This is a genomic window from Faecalibacterium sp. OM04-11BH, from assembly GCF_003482185.1.
GTDB lineage: Bacteria > Bacillota > Clostridia > Oscillospirales > Ruminococcaceae > Faecalibacterium > Faecalibacterium tardum.
This window is the reverse complement of record NZ_QULS01000005.1, coordinates 72,035-92,862: the sequence shown is the minus strand read 5'-3', so window position 1 is coordinate 92,862 and position 20,828 is coordinate 72,035. Positions and strand designations below refer to the sequence as shown.

The following is a 20,828-nucleotide window of genomic DNA, read 5'->3' as shown; positions in this document are numbered from 1 at the left end:
CATCATTTTTTTGACTTTACTATTTATCCCTGATAGGTCTCGATGCTCACGCTGTTGATGGTGATCTCGGTGGTGGGCTTCTGGCTTTCGTCCACAGCGGTCTGGGCGATGGTGTCCACGATGTCCATACCCTCGTACACCTGCCCGAACACAGTGTCGGTGTAGTCCAGATAGGGCGCACCGCCCGCCGTCTGGTAAGCGGATACCACCTCGGCGCGGTAACCGGCGGCGTTCATCTGGTCTGTCAGTTCCTGCGTTACCGACTGTTCTCCCGGCAGCGATTCCACCACATAGAACACACTGGCGCACGCGCCGGAAGCGTCCACGCCCATGCACAGCGCCCCGGCGTAGTGGTGCAGGCTGTCCGATGCTTCCACCGGGTAGCGGCTGCCCTTCCAGATGGTAGAGCCCTTGCCGTCTGCGCCCTGCCCGGCTTCCACCACGAACTGGTTCTCCACCCGGCTCACGGTAAGGCCATTATAGTAGCCCTGCTGCACAAGGCCGATAAAGTTGTCGCAGGCCTGCGGGGCCTTTTCCGGGAAGAGCACCGCCCGGAAAACACCCGCAGAGGTATCGAACACCGCAACCGTGTCCCCCGCTGCCGGGTGGGTGAATTGCAGCTCTGCCGATTCCACCGCCGGGCGGCTGATGCTCTGGACTTTACTGCCGTTTTCCTGCGGCCGCAGACTGCAGCCCGTAAGCAGCAGCACCGCCGCAAGACAGACCGCCCCGAATTTTTTCAACATACTCCCGCTCCCTGTTCCATATACTGTACTACAACGCTGCACAGCGCAGCGCAAAAGATTCAACCAGTAGTATACCATATTCTGCGCGGCAGTGCGAGAGGAAATTGCGTGAAAATTTATCCGGTGAATTCTGTGCGAAAAAGCATCTTGACGAACCGGGCAAAACACGCTACACTATAAACAGACCAAGCGGGGTACAGCCCGCAGCATCAACTGCTTTTTGTGATGAAGCAATACAGGAGCGTATTATGTCTGACGAGATCAAGAACCCCAATACGGAAGAAGAATATCAGCCCGACCTGATGACCCTTGAGGACGAGGACGGCAACGAGGTCACCTTTGAGGTGATCGATGCACTGGACCACAAGGGTGTGCATTATCTGGCTGTTGTGGAATACGCCGAGAACGAAGAGGACCTGAACGAGGACGCCCAGCTGGTGATCCTGAGTGTCGGGGAAGATGACGAAGGCGAATATCTGGACGTTGTAGAGGACGACGAGGTGCTGATGGAAGTCAGCAAGCTGTTTGAGCAGCGTCTGAGCGAGGACTACGATATCGAGTAAGTCCTTTGACGGATTGACCGTGCAAGACTTCCTGCCCGGCTCGATTTGTTGCGGTTTGTATGATCCTACTAATCATTCAACGGGAGCCCGGAGTTCTCCGGTGGATTGCAGACCTCCCCGCCATGGGTCGACCATGGAGGTTCGATGAGGAAGCGTGATTCCGGAGACAGGGCACCCACCTGTCCGTAAGGGTAGGTTTGATTGGCCGCAGACGACCGGGCGGGATCTTTATAGTAATCCAATCCACCGCTTGTGCCCCTGCAAACACAGGGCACGGCTGTGGATTTTTTTATCACCATTTGAAAGGATGTGCAATTGCGGCATGAGTTCTGAGCATCTGGTTGGTACTTCCATTCCCCGGTTCACCTTTGACACCCCCACCACCCCGGGCAACGATTTTTACGCCCTGTGCGAGGGCACCGAGCCCCTGTGCATGATCTTTCTGCCCGGGTTCGACCACCCGGTCACCCGGGAATACCTGACCCGCTACTTAAAGACCCTGCCGCGGCTGCGGGGTGTGCGGCTGGCCTGCGTGGTGCGCTCAGCGCCCCGCGCGGTGGCCGAGGCTACGCAGGGGAAAGAGTTTCCCTTTCCCATCATCTGCGATGCGCCGGGTGTGCTATACAGTTATCTGGGGGTGGAGCAGGCGCGCGGGCTTTTGAGCTGGAGCTTTTCTGCCCAGCGCATCTACAAAAGTGCCCGGGATGCCGGTTATCACTACGACCGCAATGCCCCGCAGATTTTGCCCATGACCCTGATCGTCGGCCACGAGGGCAAGATCCTGTTCACCCACTCCGGCCGCAGCCAGACCGACCTGCCGGAGGACTGCGTTGCCATCCGGGAGCTTGCCCGCGAGGTGATCCATACGAAAGCTGCCGACCAGCGCCGCACAAGCCACCACTGCTCGGACGAGACGCTGACCCTGCCCGACCTTATCGGCTGGGATGATGTGGACAACGACCAGTAAACCACGCAGAAAATATTTTATATTTTCGCTGGAAAAGCTATAACCTGAAAACGGCTGCCGCACGCAAAAGTGCAGCAGCCGTTTTGTTATTCTTCCTCCGGTTCCTCGCTGAACAGATTCGGAATGCAGCCAAGGGCGGCCAAGCCCACCAGCGCAAACACGATACGGGACCACACCGAGGTACTGCCGCCCAGCAGCCAGCCCACAAGGTCGAACTGAAAAAGCCCCACGAGCCCCCAGTTCACGCCGCCCACAATGAGCAGCAGCAGGCAGATTTTGTAAAAGGTCTGCACAAAAAAGACCTCCTTCCTTTGGGGCCAGTATGCCCTGCAGGAAGGAGGTTTATACTTTTTAGCGGATCACCCGGGCACCGCCGCGGTCGGGCTTGGCAACGTAGACCTGCGGCCACTGCCGCTTTGCTGCCGCTGCGGCGGCTCTGGCGGCAGCTTCGTCCCGGAACACGCCGAACACTGCTGCGCCGCTGCCGGTCATCAGGGCGGTAACAGCGCCGTGCGCCCGGAGCAGGGCTTTGATTGCTTCGTTGTCCTTTGCGCCGCTGCACTCTTCCAGTGCATTCCCGGCGGCAGCGCATACGGCGTCCAAGTCTCCGGCGCGGATGGCCTTTTCCTGCGCCTCACAGTCCGGGTGGGTGCTGCTGCCCACGGTATCGTAGGCGGCAAAGGCTTCCGGGGTGGACACACCGTAGTCCGGCATCACCACCGTGAACCAGCAGTCCGGCACAGGGGGCAGCGCCTTGAGTAGGTCACCCACGCCCTGCACCCGGCAGGTGCCGCCCATCAGGGCAAAGGGCACGTCCGCACCGATGCCTGCGCCCAGCGCGCACAATTCGCTCATGGAAAGCTTTGCGCCGTACAGGGCATTTAAACCCACCAGCACGGCGGCTGCGTCTGCGCTGCCGCCTGCCATGCCCGCCCGCACCGGGGTATTTTTGTAGATGGTGATATCCACCCCCGCCAGCAGGCCGGTGTAGTGGAAGAACGCCAGCGCCGCCTTGATAGCGGTATTTTTATCGTTGGGCTGCACAAGGCTGCCCGGCAGACGCAGACTGAGCCCGGCGCTGCGGCGCAGCATCACCCGCTCGTACAGGGTGATGGTCTGCATGGTCATGTCCAGCGCGTGGTAGCCATTGGGCAGCAGGCCCACTACATCCAGTGCCAGATTGAGCTTGGCCGGGGCCAGCACGGTCACTGCGTTTTTCCGCTCTCGCCGTTCCATCTGTGTTCCTCCTCAGTTGCCATGGTAGATGTTGTTTTCCACCAAAAACTCCCGGATGCGCTTCAGTGCCTCGGTCAGGTGCTCCACGCTGTAAGCGTAGGAAACGCGGCAGTACCCCTCGCCGGAAGCGCCAAAGGCATCGCCGGGGATGATGGCAACGTGCTTCTGTTCCAGCAGCTTTGTGCAGAACTCCTGACTGCTCATGCCGGTGCTCTTGATGCAGGGGAAGGCGTAGAACGCACCCCGGGGCTCAAAGCAGGTCAGACCCATATCGTTGAAGCTGCGCACCACCAAGCGGCGGCGCATATTGTACTCGTCCCGCATCCGGTCGATCTCGCCGTCACACTCTTTCAGGGCGGTGATGGCGGCGTACTGGCTGGTGGTGGGGGCGCTCATGATAGCGCTCTGGTGGATCTTGGTCATAATTTTAATGACAGCCTCCGGGCCGCAGGCATAGCCCAGCCGCCAGCCTGTCATGGCGTAGCTCTTGGAAAAGCCGTTCACCACGATGGTGCGCTCTGCCATACCGGGCAGGGTGGCAATGGAAACGTGCGGCCGCAGACCGTAGTTCAGCTCTGCGTAGATCTCGTCCGACAGCACCATGATATCGGTGCCGCGCAGCACCTCGGCCACTGCTTCCAGATCCTCCCGCTCCATCACCGCACCGGTGGGGTTGTTGGGGAAAGGCATGATGACCAGCTTGGTCTTGGGGGTGATAGCTGCCTTCAGCGCCTCGGCGCGCAGACGGAACTCGTCCTCCTGACGGCAGGCAACGTGCACCGGCACGCCGCCGGACAGGGTGGTGATGGGCTCGTAGCACACAAAGCAGGGCTCCGGGATGATCACCTCGTCCCCGGGCTTGACCAGCGTGCGGATGCACATATCAATGGCTTCGCTGCCGCCCACGGTCACAAGGATCTGCCGCATGGGGTCGTAGCGCAGGTTCATGCGCCGCTCCAGATACCGGCTGATCTCGGCGCGCAGTTCCTTTAAACCGGCGTTGGAGGTATAGCGGGTGCGGCCATGCTCAAGGCTTTCGATGCCGGCTTCGCGCACAGCCCACGGGGTCTTGAAGTCCGGCTCGCCTACGCCAAGGCTGATGCACTCGGGCATTTCGGCGGCCAGATCGAAAAATTTGCGGATGCCGGAGGGGCGCATGGCCTTGGCGGCAGGCGCGATCAGTTTATCATAATCCATCACAGCACCGTGCACTCTCTTTCATCAATTTCTTCATCCTGATACAGCCGCCCCTCTTTTTTATAGGTGCGCAGCACAAAATGGGTGGCGGTGGACAGCACATCGTCCAGCGGCGACAGCCGCTTTGCCACAAACAGGGCGATCTCCTGGAAGGTCTGTCCCTTGATCACCAGCTGCAGGTCGTACCCGCCGCTCATCAGCAGCACGCTCTCCACCTCGTCAAAGGCGGCGATGGTGGCAGCGATTTCATCAAAGCCGCGGCTCTTTTTGGGGCTGACGTTCAGCTCGATGACCGCCTCCACGCGGTTCACCTTGGCCTTTTCCCAGTCCACAAGGGTCTTGTAGCCCTTGATGATGCCCTGTGCCCGGGCAAGATCCATCATCGCCGCCACCTCGGCGGGGGATTTGTTCAGCATGGTGGCAATGTCCTCCACGGGCAGCCGGGCGTTGTTTTCCAGAATCTTCAAAAGCTGTTCCATTGTCATATACTCCTTATCAACCCTCTACACGGAAATCCGCGGGAAATTAAATATAAGTATAGCACAAGCCCCGGCAGAATGCACTTGATTTTTATATAGAATGTCTTTTGCCCTTGGATTCTGCTCTTTTTTACAAAAAGTGTGTTCAAAATTTGCTAAATCTGCTATACTGGAAGGGTAAGCGTGTGCCGGGTCTTTGGCGGCACCAATCACTATAAGGAAAACGAGGGTGGAAACCATGAAAGCTTTCATTACCGTCATTGGACACGATACCGTGGGCGTTGTCGCAAAGGTGGCCGGTCTGTGCACCGAACTGAACATCAACATCGAGGATGTGACCCAGAGCATCCTGCAGGGGATGTTTGCCATGATCATGCTGGTGGATCTTTCCAACTGCAATGTTGACCATGACCAGCTGCACAAGCGCACCGATGCGCTTGCCGCCGAGATGGGGATGCAGATCAACGTGACCCGTCAGGAAGTTTTTGACGCCATGCACACCATCTGAGCCGGAAAGGAGCCCGCAACCGCTATGAGTATGTTTAACACCGGGGATATCCTGGAGACCATCGAGATGTTCACGCAGGATAATCTGGACGTGCGCACCGTGACCATGGGCATCAGCCTGCTGGACTGCATCGACCCGGACCCCAAAAAGGCCTGCGAGAATATCTATAACAAGATCACCACCAAGGCTGCGAACCTTGTCTCCACCGTGGAGCACATCAGCGCCGAGTACGGTATTCCCATTATCAACAAGCGCATCAGCGTTACCCCCATTGCCATGCTGCTGGGTGCCTGCCCAGAGGCAGACCCCGTGGACTTTGCAAAGACGCTGGACGCCGCCGGCAAAAAGGTGGGCGTCAACTTTGTGGGCGGCTACAGCGCACTGGTGCACAAGGGCTTTTCTGCCGGTGACCGCCGCCTGATCGAGTCCATCCCCCGCGCACTGGCCGAAACCGACATCGTGTGCAGCTCGGTGAACATCGGCGCCACCAAGGCCGGTCTGAATATGGACGCCATCAAGCTGATGGGTGAAGCCGTGAAGAAGGCCAGCGAGCTGACCGCCGACCGTCAGTGCATCGGCGCTGCCAAGCTGGTGGTGTTCTGCAATGCCCCGGAGGATAACCCCTTCATGGCCGGTGCCTTCCACGGCCCCGGCGAGCCGGACTGCGAGATCCATGTGGGCGTTTCCGGCCCGGGCGCTGTGCGCGCCGCGCTGGCACGCCTGCCCAAGGACGCCCCCATCGACGAGGTGGCAGAGCTGGTAAAGCGCACCGCCTTCAAGATCACCCGCGTGGGTCAGCTGGTGGCAAACCTTGCCTCCAAGGCACTGGGCGTGCCCGCCGGTATCATCGACCTTTCGCTGGCTCCCACCCCTGCCATCGGCGACAGTGTGGCAAACATTCTGGAAGAGATGGGTCTGGAGACCTGCGGCTGCTGCGGCACCACCGCCTGCCTTGCCCTGCTGAACGATGCCGTGAAGAAGGGCGGCGTGATGGCCTCCAACCACGTTGGCGGTCTGTCCGGTGCCTTTATCCCGGTCAGCGAGGATGCCGGCATGATCCACGCTGCCGAGATCGGCTGCCTGACCATTGAAAAGCTGGAAGCCATGACCGCCGTCTGCTCTGTGGGCATCGACATGGTCATCATCCCCGGCGACACCACCCCCGCCGTCATCAGCGCCCTGATCGCGGACGAAGCCGCCATTGGTATGGTGAACAGCAAGACCACCGCCGTGCGCGTCATCCCCGCCATTGGCCGCAAGGCCGGTGAGGTGCTGGACTTCGGCGGCCTGCTGGGCTACGGTCCCATCATGCCGGTAAACAGCCACGACCCCTCGGTGTTCATCAACCGCGGCGGCCGCCTGCCCGCACCCATGCAGTCTTTGAAGAACTAACATAAACTCCCTCTCCGTCATTTTGCAGTAATGGCGGAGAGTTTTTTTGTATAACCCCGCCGCAACAGACCCATCCTCTGGTTATCATTTCCAGAAGAGGGGTCTGTTTTTATGGTGCGTTTTTTCTTAAAGCCGCTTTCCGTCCGGCAAATGCGGCTGCTGTGCGCCAGCTTGCTGGCGGGCTTTGCGCTATGCGGCGCTTTGCAGGGGCTGTGCTGGGGGCGCACCCAGCTGGATGCAGGGGCAGCGCTGTGCGCCGACACCCTGCGGCTGCACATCCGGGCAGCCAGCAATGCCGTGGCCGACCAGAGTGCCAAGCTCCGGGTGCGGGACGCCGTGCTGGCCGTGATGCAGCAGTGCCCGGCGCAAAGCGCACCGGAGGCGCGGGCATGGGCGGCGGGGCGGCTTTTGCAGTTTCAGCTGGCGGCGCAGCGGGCATTGGCCGCGCAGGGCATCCGTGCCCCGGTGCGGGTGTATCTCGTGAATATGTACTTTCCCGCCCGGCGCTACCCCACCGGTCAGCTGCCCGCCGGGCGGTACGATGCCGTGCGCATCGACATCGGCAGCGGCGGCGGGCGCAACTGGTGGTGTGTGCTGTACCCGGGGCTGTGCAGCTTTGCGCAGGGCGGCTACGCCCTGCCTGCGGAGAACGACCTTGTCTGCGGGCAGTATATCCTGCGCTTCCGGCTGGTGGACTGGGCGCACCGGCTGACCGCCCGGCGGCAGACGGTGCTGCTGGTAGGGTGACGCCGCACCCCGCCGGAGCATAGCATGGAGGGAAAGGAGGGATCCCTCTATGGCGATTCCCGGTTATTATTCCCTGCTCCAGCGCGGCTCCTCCGGGCCGGACGTAGCACTTGTACAGACGTGGCTCAACGGCGTGCGCGATGCTTGCACATGGTACGATGCGCTGAAGGCGGACGGCAAATTCGGCGCAAGCACCCAGCGCGCCGTACAGGAGTTCCAACTGAAGAACAAGATGAACATGGACGGCAAGGTGGGGCAGAACACATGGAACGTGCTCTACACCCGCTACACCGCAAAGCACGGGCTGAAGGTGCCATACCCCGGCATCGTGCTGCACACCGGCTCTTCCGGCGGCACGGTGCGTTTGGTACAGCAGAAGCTCAACTCTCTGGGCGAGCGGCTGAAAGATGACGGCAAGTATGGTGCGTCCACCGCTGCCGCCGTGCAGCGGTTCCAGCGGCGCAACGGTCTGACGGCAGACGGCAGCGTGGGCTACGCCACTTGGGAAAAGATGTTCTGATATACGCAGACCGTAAAACGATTTGGAATGGCCTCCGCGTGCGCTTTGGCCATATTCAGCGGAAAAATCATTTTAAATTTCGGGACACCGGAGCGTCTGCGGACGCTCCGGTGTCCCATTTTCACAGAAGGGGTCGCAACGGCAAACAGCAGTTGTCCGTTTTTCTGTTCTCCTTGGTTGCGCCCGCAGCGGCGGCTGCGTTATAATAGGACAAAGCATTTTTTGAAAGGCGGTGTTCCTGTTTGCGTTTTCTGCATTTGTCCGACCTGCATCTGGGCAAGCGGGTGTGCGAGTTTTCCATGCTGGAAGATCAGCGGTATATTCTGGAACAAATTCTAGCCCTGCTGGATGCCACCCCTGTGGACGGCGTGCTGCTGGCAGGCGACCTTTACGACAAGCCCGTTCCCCCTGCCGAGGCGGTGCGGCTGCTGGACTGGTTTTTGACCCAACTGGCGGCGCGGAAGCTGCCGGTATTCGCCATCAGCGGCAACCACGATTCTGCTGACCGGGTGGCCTTTGGCTCTGCCTTGCTGGCCGACAGCCGGGTCTACGTCAGCCCGGTGTTCACCGGTGCGCCGCAGCCCATCCCCTTGCAGGATGCCCACGGCACGGTGGATGTGTACTTACTGCCCTTTTTGAAGCCCGCCATGGTGCGGCACGTCTGGCCGGACGAGCCTATTGAGAGCTACAACGACGCCCTTGCCTGCGTGCTGCGGCACTGCACCCCGGACCCCGGCCACCGAAGCGTGCTGGTAGCGCATCAGTTTGTGGCGGGTGCTGCCGCCTGCGAGAGCGAGGAGCCCTCAGTGGGCGGGGTGGACAGCGTGGACGCCGCCCTGTTCGATGCCTTTGACTATGTGGCGCTGGGGCATCTGCACAGCCCGCAGAAGGTGGGGCGGGAGACCTTGCGCTACTGCGGCACGCCGCTGAAATATTCTTTCTCGGAGGCGGGGCAGCGCAAAAGCGCCACCTTTGTGGAGCTGGGTGCAAAGGGCGAGGTGCACATCACCACCGCGCCCCTGACCCCCCGGCACGAGCTGCGCGGGCTGCGGGGCAGCTACATGGAGCTGACCGACCGCCGCTGCTACGAGGGCACCGCCGTGGACGACTATCTGTATATCACCTTGACCGATGAGCAGGATGTACCGGATGCGCTGGCGCGGCTGCGGGTCATCTACCCCAACCTGATGCAGCTGGACTACGATAACCAACGCACCCGCCAGCAGCAGGAGATCAGCGCCCCGGAGCGCACCGAGAGCATCTCCCCGCTGGAACATCTGGCTGCCTTTTACCAGCTGCAAAATAACCAGCCCCTGACCGCCGAGCAGACGGCATTCTGCCAGGAACTGATCGAGGAGATCTGGAAGGAGGGCGACACCGTATGAGACCGCTGCGACTGACCCTTTCGGCCTTTGGCCCCTATGCCGCCCAGACTACGCTCGACCTTGAAAAACTGGGCAAAGGCGGGCTATACCTTATTACCGGCGACACCGGTGCGGGCAAGACCACCCTTTTTGACGCCATCACCTATGCGCTGTACGATCATTCCAGCAGCGGCATCCGGGAGGGCTCCATGCTGCGCTGCAAGTACGCAGACGACAAGACCCCCACCTTTGTGGAGCTGGAATTTGAGGTGCATGGCGTGCGCTACACGGTGCGTCGCAACCCGGAGTATCAGCGTCCCAAAACCCGGGGCGAGGGCATGACCACCGAAAAGGCAGATGCCACTCTGACCTACCCGGACACCCGTCCGCCGGTGACCAAGGCAAAGGACGTGACCGCCGCCGTGCAGGAGATCATCGGGCTGGACTATAACCAGTTTTCCCAGATCGTACTCATCGCGCAGGGGCAGTTCACAAAGCTGCTCAACGCCTCCACCGAGGAGCGCAGCCGCATCTTCCGCAAGCTGTTCCGCACCCAGCGCTATGCTCAGTTACAGGAGCGCTTACAGGCCGAAGCCGCCGCGCTGAACCAGCAGCGCACCGCCCAGAACGCCAAACTGGACAGCCTGCTGGGCGGGCTGCAATTCAGCCCGGAGGACCCGGACGCCGAGGCGCTGCGCGCCTTGTGCGCCCAGACCGTGCCGGAAACGGCGCTTGCTTTACTGGACGCCCTCACCGCACGGCAGGCTGCGGCGCTGGAAGAAGCCAGCACCGCCCTGCACATCACCGAAGCCCAGCTGGACAAAGTACAGCAGCAGCTGGGTGCCGCCGCACAGGCGCAGCGACTGGCGCAGCAACTGGCTACCCGGCAGGCAGAGCTTGCCGCCGCAAAGCCCGCACTGGATGCCGCCCGCGCCGAAGCTGACCGCCACGCCGGGGACGCTGCGCAGCTGGATGCCCTGACCGCGCAGGTGACGCAGGCGCAGAGCGCCCTTGCGGCCTATGACGCGCTGGACACCCTCTGCCGCCAGCGGACAGAAGCGCGGGACGCCGCCCAGCTGGCGGCGGCGCAGGCGCACAAGCGGCGCACCCAGCTGGACAGTCTGAACGCCGCCCTTGCTGCCGCCGAGTCCCAACTTGCGGCTCTGGCAGACGCGGACACCCGGCTTTTGGTGCTGCAAACCCGCAGCGCCCAGCTTTGCCAGCGCGGTGAAGCGCTGGCAAAGCTGGAACAGCGCCTTGCGGACTGCCAGCGACAGGCCAAGGCCGCACACAAGGCGCAGGAAAGCTACCGCGCCGCTGCCGCCGCACAGGACGAAGCCCGCGCCCGGCAGAATACGCTGGAACGGGCATTCTTGGACGCACAGGCCGGGCTGCTGGCCGAAAGCCTTGTCGAGGGCGCACCCTGCCCGGTGTGCGGCAGTACCCATCACCCCGCCCGCGCCCTGTTGCCCCATACCGCGCCCACGCAGGCACAGGTGGAAGCTGCACGGCAGGCCGCTGCCGCCGCTGACCGACAGGCGCAGACCGCCAGCGCTGCCGCCCAGAGCGCACTGGCTGCTGCCAACGAAGCAAAGACCTCCCTCCGGCGGGACGCCGAGACCCTGCTGCCGGAGCGCTTTACCGCCCCCGAGGGCACGGTCCCCCTCACCTTTGCCCTGATGACCAACGTTCTGGCTGAGGAAACGGCTGCTTTGCAGACGGAACAGGCAGACTGTACCGCCCAGTGCCAACAGGCAGATGCCGACTGCCGCCGCAAGGCACAGCTGGAAGCTGACCGGCAGGCAAAGACCCGCCAGCGCCCGGCGCTGGAACAGGCCGCTGCCGAAGCTGACCGCAGCGCCGCCGCCCAGAGTGCAAGTGCAGACGCGCTGGAGGGTCAAATCGCAGAGCGGCGCGCCGCTCTGCCCTATCCCCGGCGTGCGGACGCACAGGCGGCGCTGGACAAGCTGGAAGCCGACCGCCGCACCCTGCGCACCGGTATGGACACGGCGCAACGCAAGCTGAAACAGGCCGAACAGAGCGTTGCCGCCGCTGAAGCTGCTGTGGAGGCGCTGACCGCACAGCAGACCGCCGCCCAAAAGGAACTGCCCGCCCGCAGCGCCGAGGAGCTTACCGCACAGCAGACCGAACTGACCGCCGCGCGGGAGGCTTTGCGCAGCCGGGAAAAGCAGCTTTCGGTACAACTGCTGCCCAACCGCAAAACAGCGGTGCAGTACCGTGCTGCCGCCGAAGCGCGGCAGACGCTGGAAAGCCGGTGGCAGTGGGTCAGCGCACTGGCTGCTACGGCGGGCGGCACTTTGACCAGCAAGCAGAAGATCAAACTGGAAGCCTACATCCAGATGAATTATCTGGACCGCATTCTGCGCTACGCCAACACCCGCCTGATGCAGATGACCGCCGGGCAGTACGAGCTGGAACGCATCGGCGCAGAGAACCAGCGCAGCCAGTCCGGGCTGGACCTTGGCGTCATCGACCACTACAACGGCACCCGCCGCAGCGTAAAGACCCTTTCCGGCGGTGAGAGCTTCAAGGCTTCGCTGGCACTGGCGCTTGGCCTTTCGGACGAGGTGCAGAGCAGCGCCGGCGGCATCCGGCTGGACACCTTGTTCTTAGACGAGGGCTTCGGCTCGCTGGACGAGGAATCGCTGGAGCTCGCCATCCGGGTGCTCTCCGGCCTGACCGAGGGCGACCGTCTGGTGGGCATCATCTCCCATGTGGGGGCGCTGAAAGACCGCATCGACCGGCAGGTGGTGGTGCACAAGGCCCGCACCGGCGGCTCTACCGTAGAGCTGCGGGTGTAAAACGCCGCCGGCGGGGCACACTAGGGGCGGAGGTGAATTTTGATGAATTCTCTGGAACCCTTCATCCGCCACGAACTGGAAAACCAGCCCGGCACCGCTGCCGCCCCGCAGGCAAGCAGCACCCGCATCGCCCCGCCGCTGGGCAGTATGCCCCTGCAGCCCCCTGCTGCGCCGGACGCCCCCGGCACCCAGCTGCCCCCGCCGGAACTGCCGCAGCCCGAAAAGCCCGGCGTTCCCATGACAGACGGCACCCCCATGGCCTGCCGCCAGAAAAACGCCGCCGCCTTTCTGGCCGGGGACGTGCAGACCAGTGTGATGGCGCACTACGCGCCGGGGCTGTTCAGCACAAAGCAAAAGCTGCACAGCCGTCACCCTGCCCCGGATGAGGACACCGCCGCCGTTTTGGAACTGGTGGAATGGCGCGAGGACGCCCCTTACGGCTGAGCGTAACAAAAATTTTTTAAAATATTTCAGTTTACCTGTTGAAATCTCGCCGCACTTCCCTTATTATGGTAGCATATAAACATAAAGGCAGGTTTTGCAATATGGCAGAGATCAAATACGAAGTTGTCCAGCGTGTAGCCGTGCTGAGCCAGCGTCCCCGCGGCTGGGAGCGCCAGCTGAACCTTATCAGCTGGAACGACGGCGAGCCCAAGTACGACATCCGCGACTGGTCCCCGGACGGCACCCGCATGGGCAAGGGCATCTCCCTGAGCCACGACGAGCTGGCCATCCTCAAGGGCATTCTGGAGGACATGGAGCTGTGAGCGGGGGCGACCGCGCAGAGTTTCTGGACGTGTGGCAGCAGCATGTCACCCGCCCGGGCAGCGAAAAGCTGCTGGACTGGCTGGACAAAAAGACGGATTTTTTCACCGCACCGGCGTCCACCCGCTTTCACGGAGCCTGTGAGGGCGGGCTGTGTATGCACAGTCTGAACGTCTACCACGCGCTGCACGACAGCTTTTTCACCGAGGGCGAAAGCGAGGAGAGCTACGCCATCTGTGCCCTGCTGCACGATCTGTGCAAGGCCAACTACTACAAGCTGGGCACCCGCAACGTGAAGAACGAAGCCACCGGACAGTGGGAGAAGGCGCCCTTTTACAGTGTGGACGACCTTTTTCCCTACGGTCACGGCGAAAAGAGCGTGTTCCTCATCGAGCGGTTCATGAAGCTGAAGGTGGAGGAAGCGGTTGCCATCCGCTGGCACATGGGCGGCTTTGACGATGCGGCCCGGGGCGGCTGTTTTGCCATCTCGGAAGCTTACGACAAGTACCCGCTGGCGGTCAAACTGCACATCGCAGACCTGCAGGCTACCTACCTGATGGAGCATCGCACCAGCAATATGCGCTGAATAAACTAAACAGGCGGCTGTACAGCATTTTGTACAGCCGCCTGTTTGTTTGTAGAAATTTTCAGCAGCCTTCCCCGGTGCAGAGGGCTTTCACCTTCTGCACGGCGGCAGCTACAAGGCTGCCGATGGGCTGGTCGGGCACGCCGACGATATAGTTTTCACAGTGGTTCACCGGGATCAGCACCCGGGTGGCACTGCTCTGGCACACCGCCGTGGCCATGGCGGGGGTGATCTCCCCCAGCAGCGCATCTGCAATGACGATGCCGATGGGCCCCACGATGATATCCGCGCTGCGGCAGTTCACCACCACGGCGTTCTCACCGGTGGCGGCGCGCTGCGCCCCGGCCTTGTGCATGGCCTGCGCAGCCACACTGTTGGTGCCCACGGCCACCAGCCGGATGTCCGGGCACTGGGCGCTGAGAGCCGCCACCAGCTGGCGGCCCAGTCCCCCGCCCTGCCCGTCAATGACAAGCACGTTCATGCTGTACCTCAGAAGTCGACCTCTTCCAGACGCAGCAGCGCCAGAATGTAGATCTTGACGGCCTCCAGCAGCTTGTCGATGGGGGCAGCCTCGTTGGCACCGTGCATCGGGCCGCCGAACTCCGGCAGCTTCACATCCTCATGCTCCGGGCCGAAGCTGACGGCATAGGGGAAGTGGCGGGCATAGGTGCCGCCGCCCATGGTGAAGGGGGTGGCATTCTCGCCGGTCACCTCGTTGTAGGTGTCGATGCAGGCGCGGATGGCGGGGCTGTCGGCTGCGATATAGAACGGCTCGGCTGCGTCCACATCCTCCAGCTTTGCGCCCTCGCCCAGTGCAGCAGTGACCTGTGCAGTCAGCTTTTCACCGTTGGTGCAGGTGGGGAAGCGGCTGTCGATGGTCTGCACCAGCTTACCGTCCTCCATATAAATGCGGCCACCGATGATGGTCAGCGGGCCAAAGGGGCCGTCGGCGCAGTCGATGCCAAGGCCGGTGCCTGCGGTGGAGCTGTGCAGTTTGCGCAGTGCCTCCAGATAAGCGCGCTCAGCATCGTTGCACAGGCCGTTGTCCAGCAGATACTCCGCCACCAGACCAATGGCGTTCACCGTGCCCTCCGGCATAGCGGCGTGGCCGGATTTGCCCCAGCCGCGCACCCGTACGCCGTCCCCTTCCGGTTCCAGCGTGATGTTGGGGGCGTTCTTCAGCTTGCGGATATCGGTCTTGACCAGTGCGCTGGCGCGGTCCGGCACCGCGTTGTTGGCAACACCGCCCTCAAACTCTGCAATGACGCCGTTGCACACCGGGCTGACGATCTTGCCGCCGAAGTGGCCTTTTTCGCCGTTGCACACCGGGAACTCCGCATCCGGGGTAAAGCAGAACACCGGGGCGGGGTAGTTTTCCAGATAGTACTTCACATCGTTCATGTGGGTCTCCTCGTTGTCGCCCACAATGGCACGGATGGGGTAGCGCAGCTGGTAGCCCTGCTCTTTGAGGAACTTCAGCGCGTACAGAGTAACGATCATCGGGCCCTTGTCGTCCGAGACGCCGCGGCCCAGCAGCCAGCCGTCCTGAATGCGCATCTTAAAGGGGTCTGCCGTCCAGCCGTTGCCCACGGGCACAACGTCCACATGGCAGATGGTAGCCAGATATTTTTCCGGGTCCGCACCGGCCAGCTCGGCATAGCCGATGTAGTTTTCGCAGTTGCGGGTGGCAAAGCCCATGCCCGCTGCCAGCTCCAGCGTCTTGTCCAGCGCTGCACGGGGGCCTGCGCCGAAGGGTGCGCCCTCCTCCGGGGTGCCCTCCACGCTGTCGATGGCGACCAGCGCTGCAATGTCCTGCAGCAGCTGCTCCTTATTTTCCGCAATATATGCGTCAATTTTCTGATTCAGTGCCTGATCCATGTTCTATAACGTCCTTTCTGACCGGGAGCAGATCCCTGTCTTTACACAACTGTTACCTAGTTTAACACACTCCGGGCGGAAAAGCTACCGGCATTTTTCACGACAAAAGCGTCCGCGTTTTGTCAGCCTGCCGCAAACAGCCCGCTGAGCGCGCCCAGCAGCCCGGCGCTTGCCAAGCCCATGATGATGCCCGCCAGCAGCACACCGCCCATACAGGCGATCAGCACGTCCTTGAACTTCATATCCAGAATGGAGGCTGCCAGCGTGCCCGTCCACGCACCGGTACCCGGCAGCGGGATGCCCACGAACAGCAGCAGTGCCACAGTCAGACCCTTGCCGGCCTTGGCTTCCAGTGCGCGGCCGCCCTTTTCGCCCTTGTTGATGCAAAAGCGGCAGATGGGGCCGATGAGGGGCTTGTAGTAGCCCCAGATAAGGAATTTGCGGGCAAACAGGTAGATGAAGGGCACCGGGATCATGTTGCCCAGCACGCACAAAAGGTAGGTGGGCAGCACCGGCAGCCCCATGCCCAGCCCGATGGGGATGGCCCCGCGCAGCTCAATGATGGGCACCATGGAGATAAGGAAGATCAGAAGATAATTTTTCAGCATTGGCTTCTCCTTATATTACAGGTCGATCTGCAGCTCCACCGGGCAATGGTCGGAGCCAAAGATCTCGTTGTGGATCTCGGCGGCGCGGATGCGGTCTGCAATGCGCCGGGAAACGATAAAATAATCGATGCGCCAGCCCGCGTTCTTTTCCCGTGCGTGGAAGCGGTAGCTCCACCAGCTGTACTTCACCTCGTCCGGGTGCACCACCCGGAAGCTGTCCGCAAAACCCGCCGCCAGCAGCTCGGTCATCTTGGCGCGCTCCTGATCGGTAAAGCCCGCGCTCATGCGGTTGGTCTTGGCGTTTTTGATGTCCATCTCGGTGTGCGCCACGTTCAAATCGCCGCACAGGATCACCGGCTTTTTTGCGTCCAGTGCCAGCAGGTATGCCCGGAAGGCGTCCTCCCACTCCATGCGGTAGTCCAGCCGCTTCAGCCCGTCCTGACTGTTGGGGGTGTAGCAGTTTACCAGATAAAAGCCGGGGTATTCCAGCGTCAGCACCCGCCCCTCGTGGTCGTGCTGCTCCAGCCCGATGCCGGTGGTCACTGCCAGCGGTGCCGTTTTGCACCAGCAGGCTGTGCCGGAGTATCCCTTTTTCTCGGCCGAATAGGTGTATTCGGTGTAGCCCTCCGGCGCAAAATCTGCCTGTCCCGGCTGCATCTTGGTCTCCTGCACCGAGAAGATGTCCGCGTCCAGCGCGGCAAAGCTTTCGGCAAAGCCGTGGGTCAGGCAGGCGCGCAGACCGTTCACGTTCCAGCTGATCAGTTTCATGCTTTTCTCCTTATTGTTATGCCTGATATTTTGTTTTCCATGCGCCGCTGCGGAAGCGCAGCACAAAGCAGGTCACGCGGCAGGTCCAGTCGATGACCATAGCCACCCACACGCCCACAGCGCCCCAGCCCATGCGGACGCACAGCAGATAGCTGAAGCCCAGCCGCCAGCATGCCATGCTGAGGATGGACACCACCATGGTAAATTTTACGTCGTTGGCCGCGCGCAGGGCGTTGGGCAGCACGAAGGACAGCGGCCAGAAGATAATGGCGCAGCCCGCGTGGATGGTGACCAGCGTGATGGCCAGCTCCATCGTCTCGCCGGAAAGGGCGTAGATGCCCACCAGCTGCCGGAGGAACAGCAGGATCGCGCCGTTGGAAAGCCCCATGGTAATGTAAGCCCACAGCAGCAGCTTGCGGGTGTAGTAAACGGTCTGCTCGTGGTCGCCGGCACCGATGCAGCGCCCCACTACCGTGATCATGGCAAGACTGATGGCCTTGCCCGGGATGACACCCATGCCGTCCAGATTGTTGGCCACGGCGTTGGCTGCGATCTGCACCGTGCCGAAGGTGGAGATCATGCTCACCACCAGAATGCGTCCGGCCTCGAACAGGCTGTTCTCAAAGGCTGAGGGGATACCGATGCCCAGAATGCGCTTTGCCATGCCGCCGTCCAGCCGCAGGGTCTTGGGCACGGTAAGCACCGCATCCTCCCGGTAGCACTTGCGCAGGATCAGCGCCGCAGCCACCACACGGGATACCACACTGGGCCACGCGACACCGTCCACCCCCATTTTGAAGCCGAAGATGCACACCGCGTTGCCCACGATGTTGATAATGTTCATCAGAAAGCTGATCTGCATGGAGATCTTGGAGTTGCCAATGCTGCGGAACAGTGCCGCACCGCCGTTGTACAGCGCCAGAAACGGGTAGCTGAGGGCGATGATCTGCAAATATTTCACGCCCGCGTCCAGCACGTCAGCGTCAATAGAGCCGTAGAATAGCCGGATCATGGGGCGGGCCAGCACAAAGCATATCACGCCGATCACTACACCGGACAAGCCGCTGAGCAGCAGCAGCTGACCGGCGCTTTTGTCGGCATCCGGGCGGTCCTTTGCCCCCAGATACTGACTTACCACCACCGCACCGCCGGTAGCCAGCGCTGCAAACAGCACGATGATGAGGTTATTGATCATATCTACCAGACTGACGCCGGAGATGGCCGCCTCGCCGCAGCGGGACACCATCATGGTGTCGGCCATGCCCACCGTTACTTCCAGCAGCTGCTCCACCAGCAGCGGAACGGCCAATACCAGCAGTTCCTTCTGGCTGAACAGCGGCTCCCGCCCGCCGTTCAGGCTGGTTTTTTCATTGCCATGCAGTAGCTTTGTCATTCGTTTCTCCCCTCCCGGCACTAGGCACTTTCCCGGTACGCCGCCGCTGCCCGGCGCGTGCATTTTTCCGGTTGCAGCAGATGTGTCCATCTTAACACACCACCGGCTACTTGTAAAGCGGTGCAGGCTACATCCCACGAAAATCCGCTTTCCATGCCTATCTCCCATTGCCCGCCGGTTTTATAAAGGTATCCTGCACGGTTTTCCGGCAGGCTTTCCGTTTTTATGCTTGTTCGTCAGTTTGCCGGGAACTTTCCGTAAAATTTGTGCGTTTCTACAAAAATGCGATTTCCCGCGTATTTTTTGGGAGAAATTTTAAAAAACCTCTTGCAATTTCTGTTCCAAAGTGGTATGTTGTATCCAACAAAAACGAAACTTGGATACATCTTCACTTTGGAGCAGCAAATTCGGCTCCGCACACGCTTTTGTTTTTCACCTTGCTATTTTCTTCATTTACCTTCTTATCATTTACCCTGCCTGTCCCGCAAGGGACGAGAAAAGCGATGACCCACCTGCACGGGTCGTCGCTTTTTCTTTTGTTCACGACTGTTCTTTGGGCTGGGACGAGCCTGAATGTCCTCTGAGCATTTTCAGCGGAAAAAACATCTTAACGCAAAACAGGGCGCTCCCCGGAGGGAACGCCCTGCTGGATGCACCCATTATGCAAGGTGGAACAGATCGATCAGCACGACCATGGCAAGGCCATAGTAGACCACGACCGCCACCAGATCGTTGATCGTGGTGATCAGCGGGCCGGAGGCGACCGCCGGGTCGATATGGATCTTATGGAACAGCATCGGGATCAGCGTGCCCACCAGACTGGAAATGACCATGGACACGATCAGCGACAGCCCGACACAGCCGGACAGCAAAAAGGCCGAGGTCCAGACATAGCCCTTGAAAAAGTGGATGTAGCAGCCCAGAAAGCCCAAGGCCATCACAGCCAGAATGGCACCGTTCAAAAGACCCACGCGGGTCTCCTTCCAGAGCAGCTGCAACTTTTTGGAAAGGGTCAGGTTTTCATCCACCAGCACGCGGATGGTAACAGCCAGCGACTGGGTGCCAACGTTACCGGCCATATCCAGCACCATGGATTGGAAACAGATGACCACCGGCAGTACCGCTACCACCGATTCAAACGCGCCGACGACCGAGGAGACCAGCATCCCGAGGAACAGCAATGCGATCAGCCACGGGAGACGCTTTTTCACACTTTCAAATACGCTTTCGTTCAGATCCTCTTCGCCGGTCAGACCGCCCAGCTTTGCGTAATCATCGCCCATCTCATCATCGACCAGCTCGACCACATCGGACGAGGTGATGATGCCCACCAGCTTACCGGCATCGTTCAGCACGGGCAGACTGCGCTCCGCGTAGTCCACGATGCGGTCGATACAATCGCTGATCTGCTCCCGGTCCGTGACATAGGGATAGGAGCGGACGATCAGGCTTTCCAAGCTTTCCTCTGCCCGGGCAATGATGAGGTCTTTCAGGTCGATGGCACCGTAGAAGTGCTCGTTTTCGTCCACCACATACAGGGTGGAGATGTTGTCGTTTTCTCCGGCCTGCTTTACCAGCTCGCTCATCGCCTGCCGGATGGTCATATCGTTTTTGATGGAGATGTAGTTGGTGGTCATTCTGCTGCCGATCTCATCCTCGTCATAAGAGAGCAGCATCTTCACATCTTCCACCGAGTCTTTGTCCAGCTTGTTGACGATCTCGTTTTTATCGGTATCGTCAAGGTCTTCCAGTGCGTCCACCGCATCGTCCGAGTCCATGTTGGAAATGACCTTTGCGGCTTCGTGGCTGGGCAGCTCCTTCAGATACGGCTCGGCATCGTCCAGATAGGTAAAGATCTCGGCAACGGTATCGACGCCCAGAATGGAATAGAGCGATTGACGTTCAGCGGGGGTCAGTACCTCCAACGCATCCGCCAGATCCTTTTCATGGTAATCCGACAGTTTTTCGGCCAGTTCTGCCTTGGGCAGACCGCTGTGAATGATGCTCAGAATTTCCTGTACATAATTCTTCTGCATGGGTAGTTCCTCCTGATTCCGCGAGCTCGACAAATCAAAATCTATCGCTCCGCTTCAAATTTTGCACCTCATCATAGCACATCCGGTATGCGGCGGCAACCCTGCCAGAGTGAATTTTTTGTAAAAAAATCGGGCGCAAAAATCCCCGCAAAAGCAAAAGGCTCCGGCGGGGAAAAGGGAAGCCCGGCCGCTTGGCAGCACTTTGAAAAATCAGAACGCTGCGCGGGCAACGCCTTCCTGTACTCCCCTTTTT

22 protein-coding genes and 1 other RNA gene are annotated in these 20,828 nt (G+C 60.8%); 12 read left to right on the top strand and 11 right to left on the bottom strand.

Going from position 1 to position 20,828, the window contains the following annotated elements:
• Nucleotides 1–23: 23 nt before the first annotated feature.
• On the bottom strand, nt 24–746 hold the full coding sequence (locus DXB44_RS06460) for a peptidylprolyl isomerase (RefSeq protein ID WP_118658140.1): 723 nt from the start codon (nt 744–746) through the stop codon (nt 24–26).
• Nucleotides 747–994: 248 nt separating this feature from the next.
• Here DXB44_RS06460 and DXB44_RS06455 point away from each other — a divergent pair, with 248 nt between their 5' ends.
• From DXB44_RS06455 to DXB44_RS06445, 3 genes are all read left to right on the top strand, one after another.
• On the top strand, nt 995–1,309 hold the full coding sequence (locus DXB44_RS06455; RefSeq protein ID WP_005928201.1) for a DUF1292 domain-containing protein: 315 nt from the start codon (nt 995–997) through the stop codon (nt 1,307–1,309).
• Nucleotides 1,310–1,334: 25 nt separating this feature from the next.
• A non-coding RNA gene (gene ssrS, locus DXB44_RS06450) (6S RNA) lies at nt 1,335–1,539 on the top strand.
• A gap of 92 nt (nt 1,540–1,631) precedes the next feature.
• Nucleotides 1,632–2,276 carry an AhpC/TSA family protein gene (locus tag DXB44_RS06445; RefSeq protein ID WP_118658139.1) on the top strand — a complete coding sequence of 215 codons (645 nt, stop codon included), beginning with the start codon at nt 1,632–1,634 and terminating at the stop codon, nt 2,274–2,276.
• Nucleotides 2,277–2,362: 86 nt separating this feature from the next.
• Here the strand turns inward: DXB44_RS06445 and DXB44_RS06440 are convergent, their stop codons facing one another.
• From DXB44_RS06440 to DXB44_RS06425, 4 genes are read right to left on the bottom strand one after another with little or no spacing between them, the layout of a single operon-like run.
• Nucleotides 2,363–2,569, bottom strand: coding sequence for a DUF378 domain-containing protein (locus DXB44_RS06440; RefSeq protein WP_055185854.1), 207 nt, complete (start codon nt 2,567–2,569; stop codon nt 2,363–2,365).
• A gap of 58 nt (nt 2,570–2,627) precedes the next feature.
• Nucleotides 2,628–3,512 carry a 4-(cytidine 5'-diphospho)-2-C-methyl-D-erythritol kinase gene (ispE, locus tag DXB44_RS06435; RefSeq protein ID WP_113621398.1) on the bottom strand — a complete coding sequence of 295 codons (885 nt, stop codon included), beginning with the start codon at nt 3,510–3,512 and terminating at the stop codon, nt 2,628–2,630.
• A 12-nt stretch (nt 3,513–3,524) separates the two neighbouring features.
• Complete coding sequence (locus DXB44_RS06430; RefSeq protein WP_097782360.1) at nt 3,525–4,709, bottom strand: aminotransferase class I/II-fold pyridoxal phosphate-dependent enzyme; 1,185 nt, start codon at nt 4,707–4,709, stop codon at nt 3,525–3,527.
• Complete coding sequence (locus DXB44_RS06425; RefSeq protein ID WP_015536725.1) at nt 4,709–5,188, bottom strand: Lrp/AsnC family transcriptional regulator; 480 nt, start codon at nt 5,186–5,188, stop codon at nt 4,709–4,711. Before DXB44_RS06425 ends, DXB44_RS06430 begins: the two co-directional genes overlap by 1 nt.
• 238 nt (nt 5,189–5,426) lie before the next feature.
• On the opposite strand from DXB44_RS06425, the gene DXB44_RS06415 reads away from it, so the two are divergent.
• The 9 genes from DXB44_RS06415 (at nt 5,427) to DXB44_RS06370 (ending at nt 13,892) form a co-directional block, all read left to right on the top strand.
• Nucleotides 5,427–5,696, top strand: a complete 270-nt coding sequence (locus tag DXB44_RS06415) for an ACT domain-containing protein (RefSeq protein WP_005928182.1) — start codon at nt 5,427–5,429, stop codon at nt 5,694–5,696.
• A gap of 24 nt (nt 5,697–5,720) precedes the next feature.
• A complete protein-coding gene (locus DXB44_RS06410) occupies nt 5,721–7,088 on the top strand; it encodes a PFL family protein (RefSeq protein ID WP_005928180.1) in 1,368 nt (455 codons plus the stop codon).
• Between the two features lie 111 nt (nt 7,089–7,199).
• Entirely contained in the window at nt 7,200–7,835 is a 636-nt protein-coding gene (locus DXB44_RS06405; RefSeq protein ID WP_118658137.1) for a stage II sporulation protein R, read from the top strand.
• A 49-nt stretch (nt 7,836–7,884) separates the two neighbouring features.
• On the top strand, nt 7,885–8,355 hold the full coding sequence (locus DXB44_RS06400) for a peptidoglycan-binding protein (RefSeq protein WP_097778695.1): 471 nt from the start codon (nt 7,885–7,887) through the stop codon (nt 8,353–8,355).
• Nucleotides 8,356–8,597: 242 nt separating this feature from the next.
• Entirely contained in the window at nt 8,598–9,740 is a 1,143-nt protein-coding gene (locus tag DXB44_RS06390; RefSeq protein WP_118658135.1) for an exonuclease SbcCD subunit D, read from the top strand.
• Nucleotides 9,737–12,541, top strand: a complete 2,805-nt coding sequence (locus DXB44_RS06385) for an SMC family ATPase (protein ID WP_118658134.1) — start codon at nt 9,737–9,739, stop codon at nt 12,539–12,541. Before DXB44_RS06390 ends, DXB44_RS06385 begins: the two co-directional genes overlap by 4 nt.
• Nucleotides 12,542–12,583: 42 nt before the next feature.
• On the top strand, nt 12,584–12,985 hold the full coding sequence (locus DXB44_RS06380) for a hypothetical protein (protein ID WP_118658133.1): 402 nt from the start codon (nt 12,584–12,586) through the stop codon (nt 12,983–12,985).
• A gap of 101 nt (nt 12,986–13,086) precedes the next feature.
• On the top strand, nt 13,087–13,308 hold the full coding sequence (locus tag DXB44_RS06375) for a PC4/YdbC family ssDNA-binding protein (RefSeq protein WP_015536721.1): 222 nt from the start codon (nt 13,087–13,089) through the stop codon (nt 13,306–13,308).
• Nucleotides 13,305–13,892 (top strand): hydrolase, encoded by a 588-nt coding sequence (locus tag DXB44_RS06370; protein WP_118658132.1) that lies wholly within the window; start codon nt 13,305–13,307, stop codon nt 13,890–13,892. Before DXB44_RS06375 ends, DXB44_RS06370 begins: the two co-directional genes overlap by 4 nt.
• A gap of 61 nt (nt 13,893–13,953) precedes the next feature.
• Here DXB44_RS06370 and DXB44_RS06365 read toward each other — a convergent pair whose 3' ends face one another.
• From DXB44_RS06365 to mgtE, 6 genes are all read right to left on the bottom strand, one after another.
• On the bottom strand, nt 13,954–14,373 hold the full coding sequence (locus DXB44_RS06365) for a DUF3842 family protein (RefSeq protein WP_097778689.1): 420 nt from the start codon (nt 14,371–14,373) through the stop codon (nt 13,954–13,956).
• A gap of 8 nt (nt 14,374–14,381) precedes the next feature.
• Nucleotides 14,382–15,770, bottom strand: a complete 1,389-nt coding sequence (locus tag DXB44_RS06360; RefSeq protein ID WP_118658131.1) for a Sapep family Mn(2+)-dependent dipeptidase — start codon at nt 15,768–15,770, stop codon at nt 14,382–14,384.
• Nucleotides 15,771–15,892: 122 nt separating this feature from the next.
• Nucleotides 15,893–16,378, bottom strand: coding sequence for a small multi-drug export protein (locus DXB44_RS06355; protein WP_055185843.1), 486 nt, complete (start codon nt 16,376–16,378; stop codon nt 15,893–15,895).
• A 15-nt stretch (nt 16,379–16,393) separates the two neighbouring features.
• Complete coding sequence (locus tag DXB44_RS06350) at nt 16,394–17,146, bottom strand: exodeoxyribonuclease III (RefSeq protein WP_005928145.1); 753 nt, start codon at nt 17,144–17,146, stop codon at nt 16,394–16,396.
• 16 nt (nt 17,147–17,162) lie between these two features.
• Complete coding sequence (locus DXB44_RS06345) at nt 17,163–18,539, bottom strand: MATE family efflux transporter (protein WP_118658130.1); 1,377 nt, start codon at nt 18,537–18,539, stop codon at nt 17,163–17,165.
• Between the two features lie 659 nt (nt 18,540–19,198).
• The gene (mgtE, locus tag DXB44_RS06340; protein WP_118658129.1) at nt 19,199–20,575 is read right to left on the bottom strand and encodes a magnesium transporter; all 1,377 of its coding nucleotides are present in this window, start codon (nt 20,573–20,575) and stop codon (nt 19,199–19,201) included.
• Between the last annotated feature and the right edge of the window lie 253 nt (nt 20,576–20,828).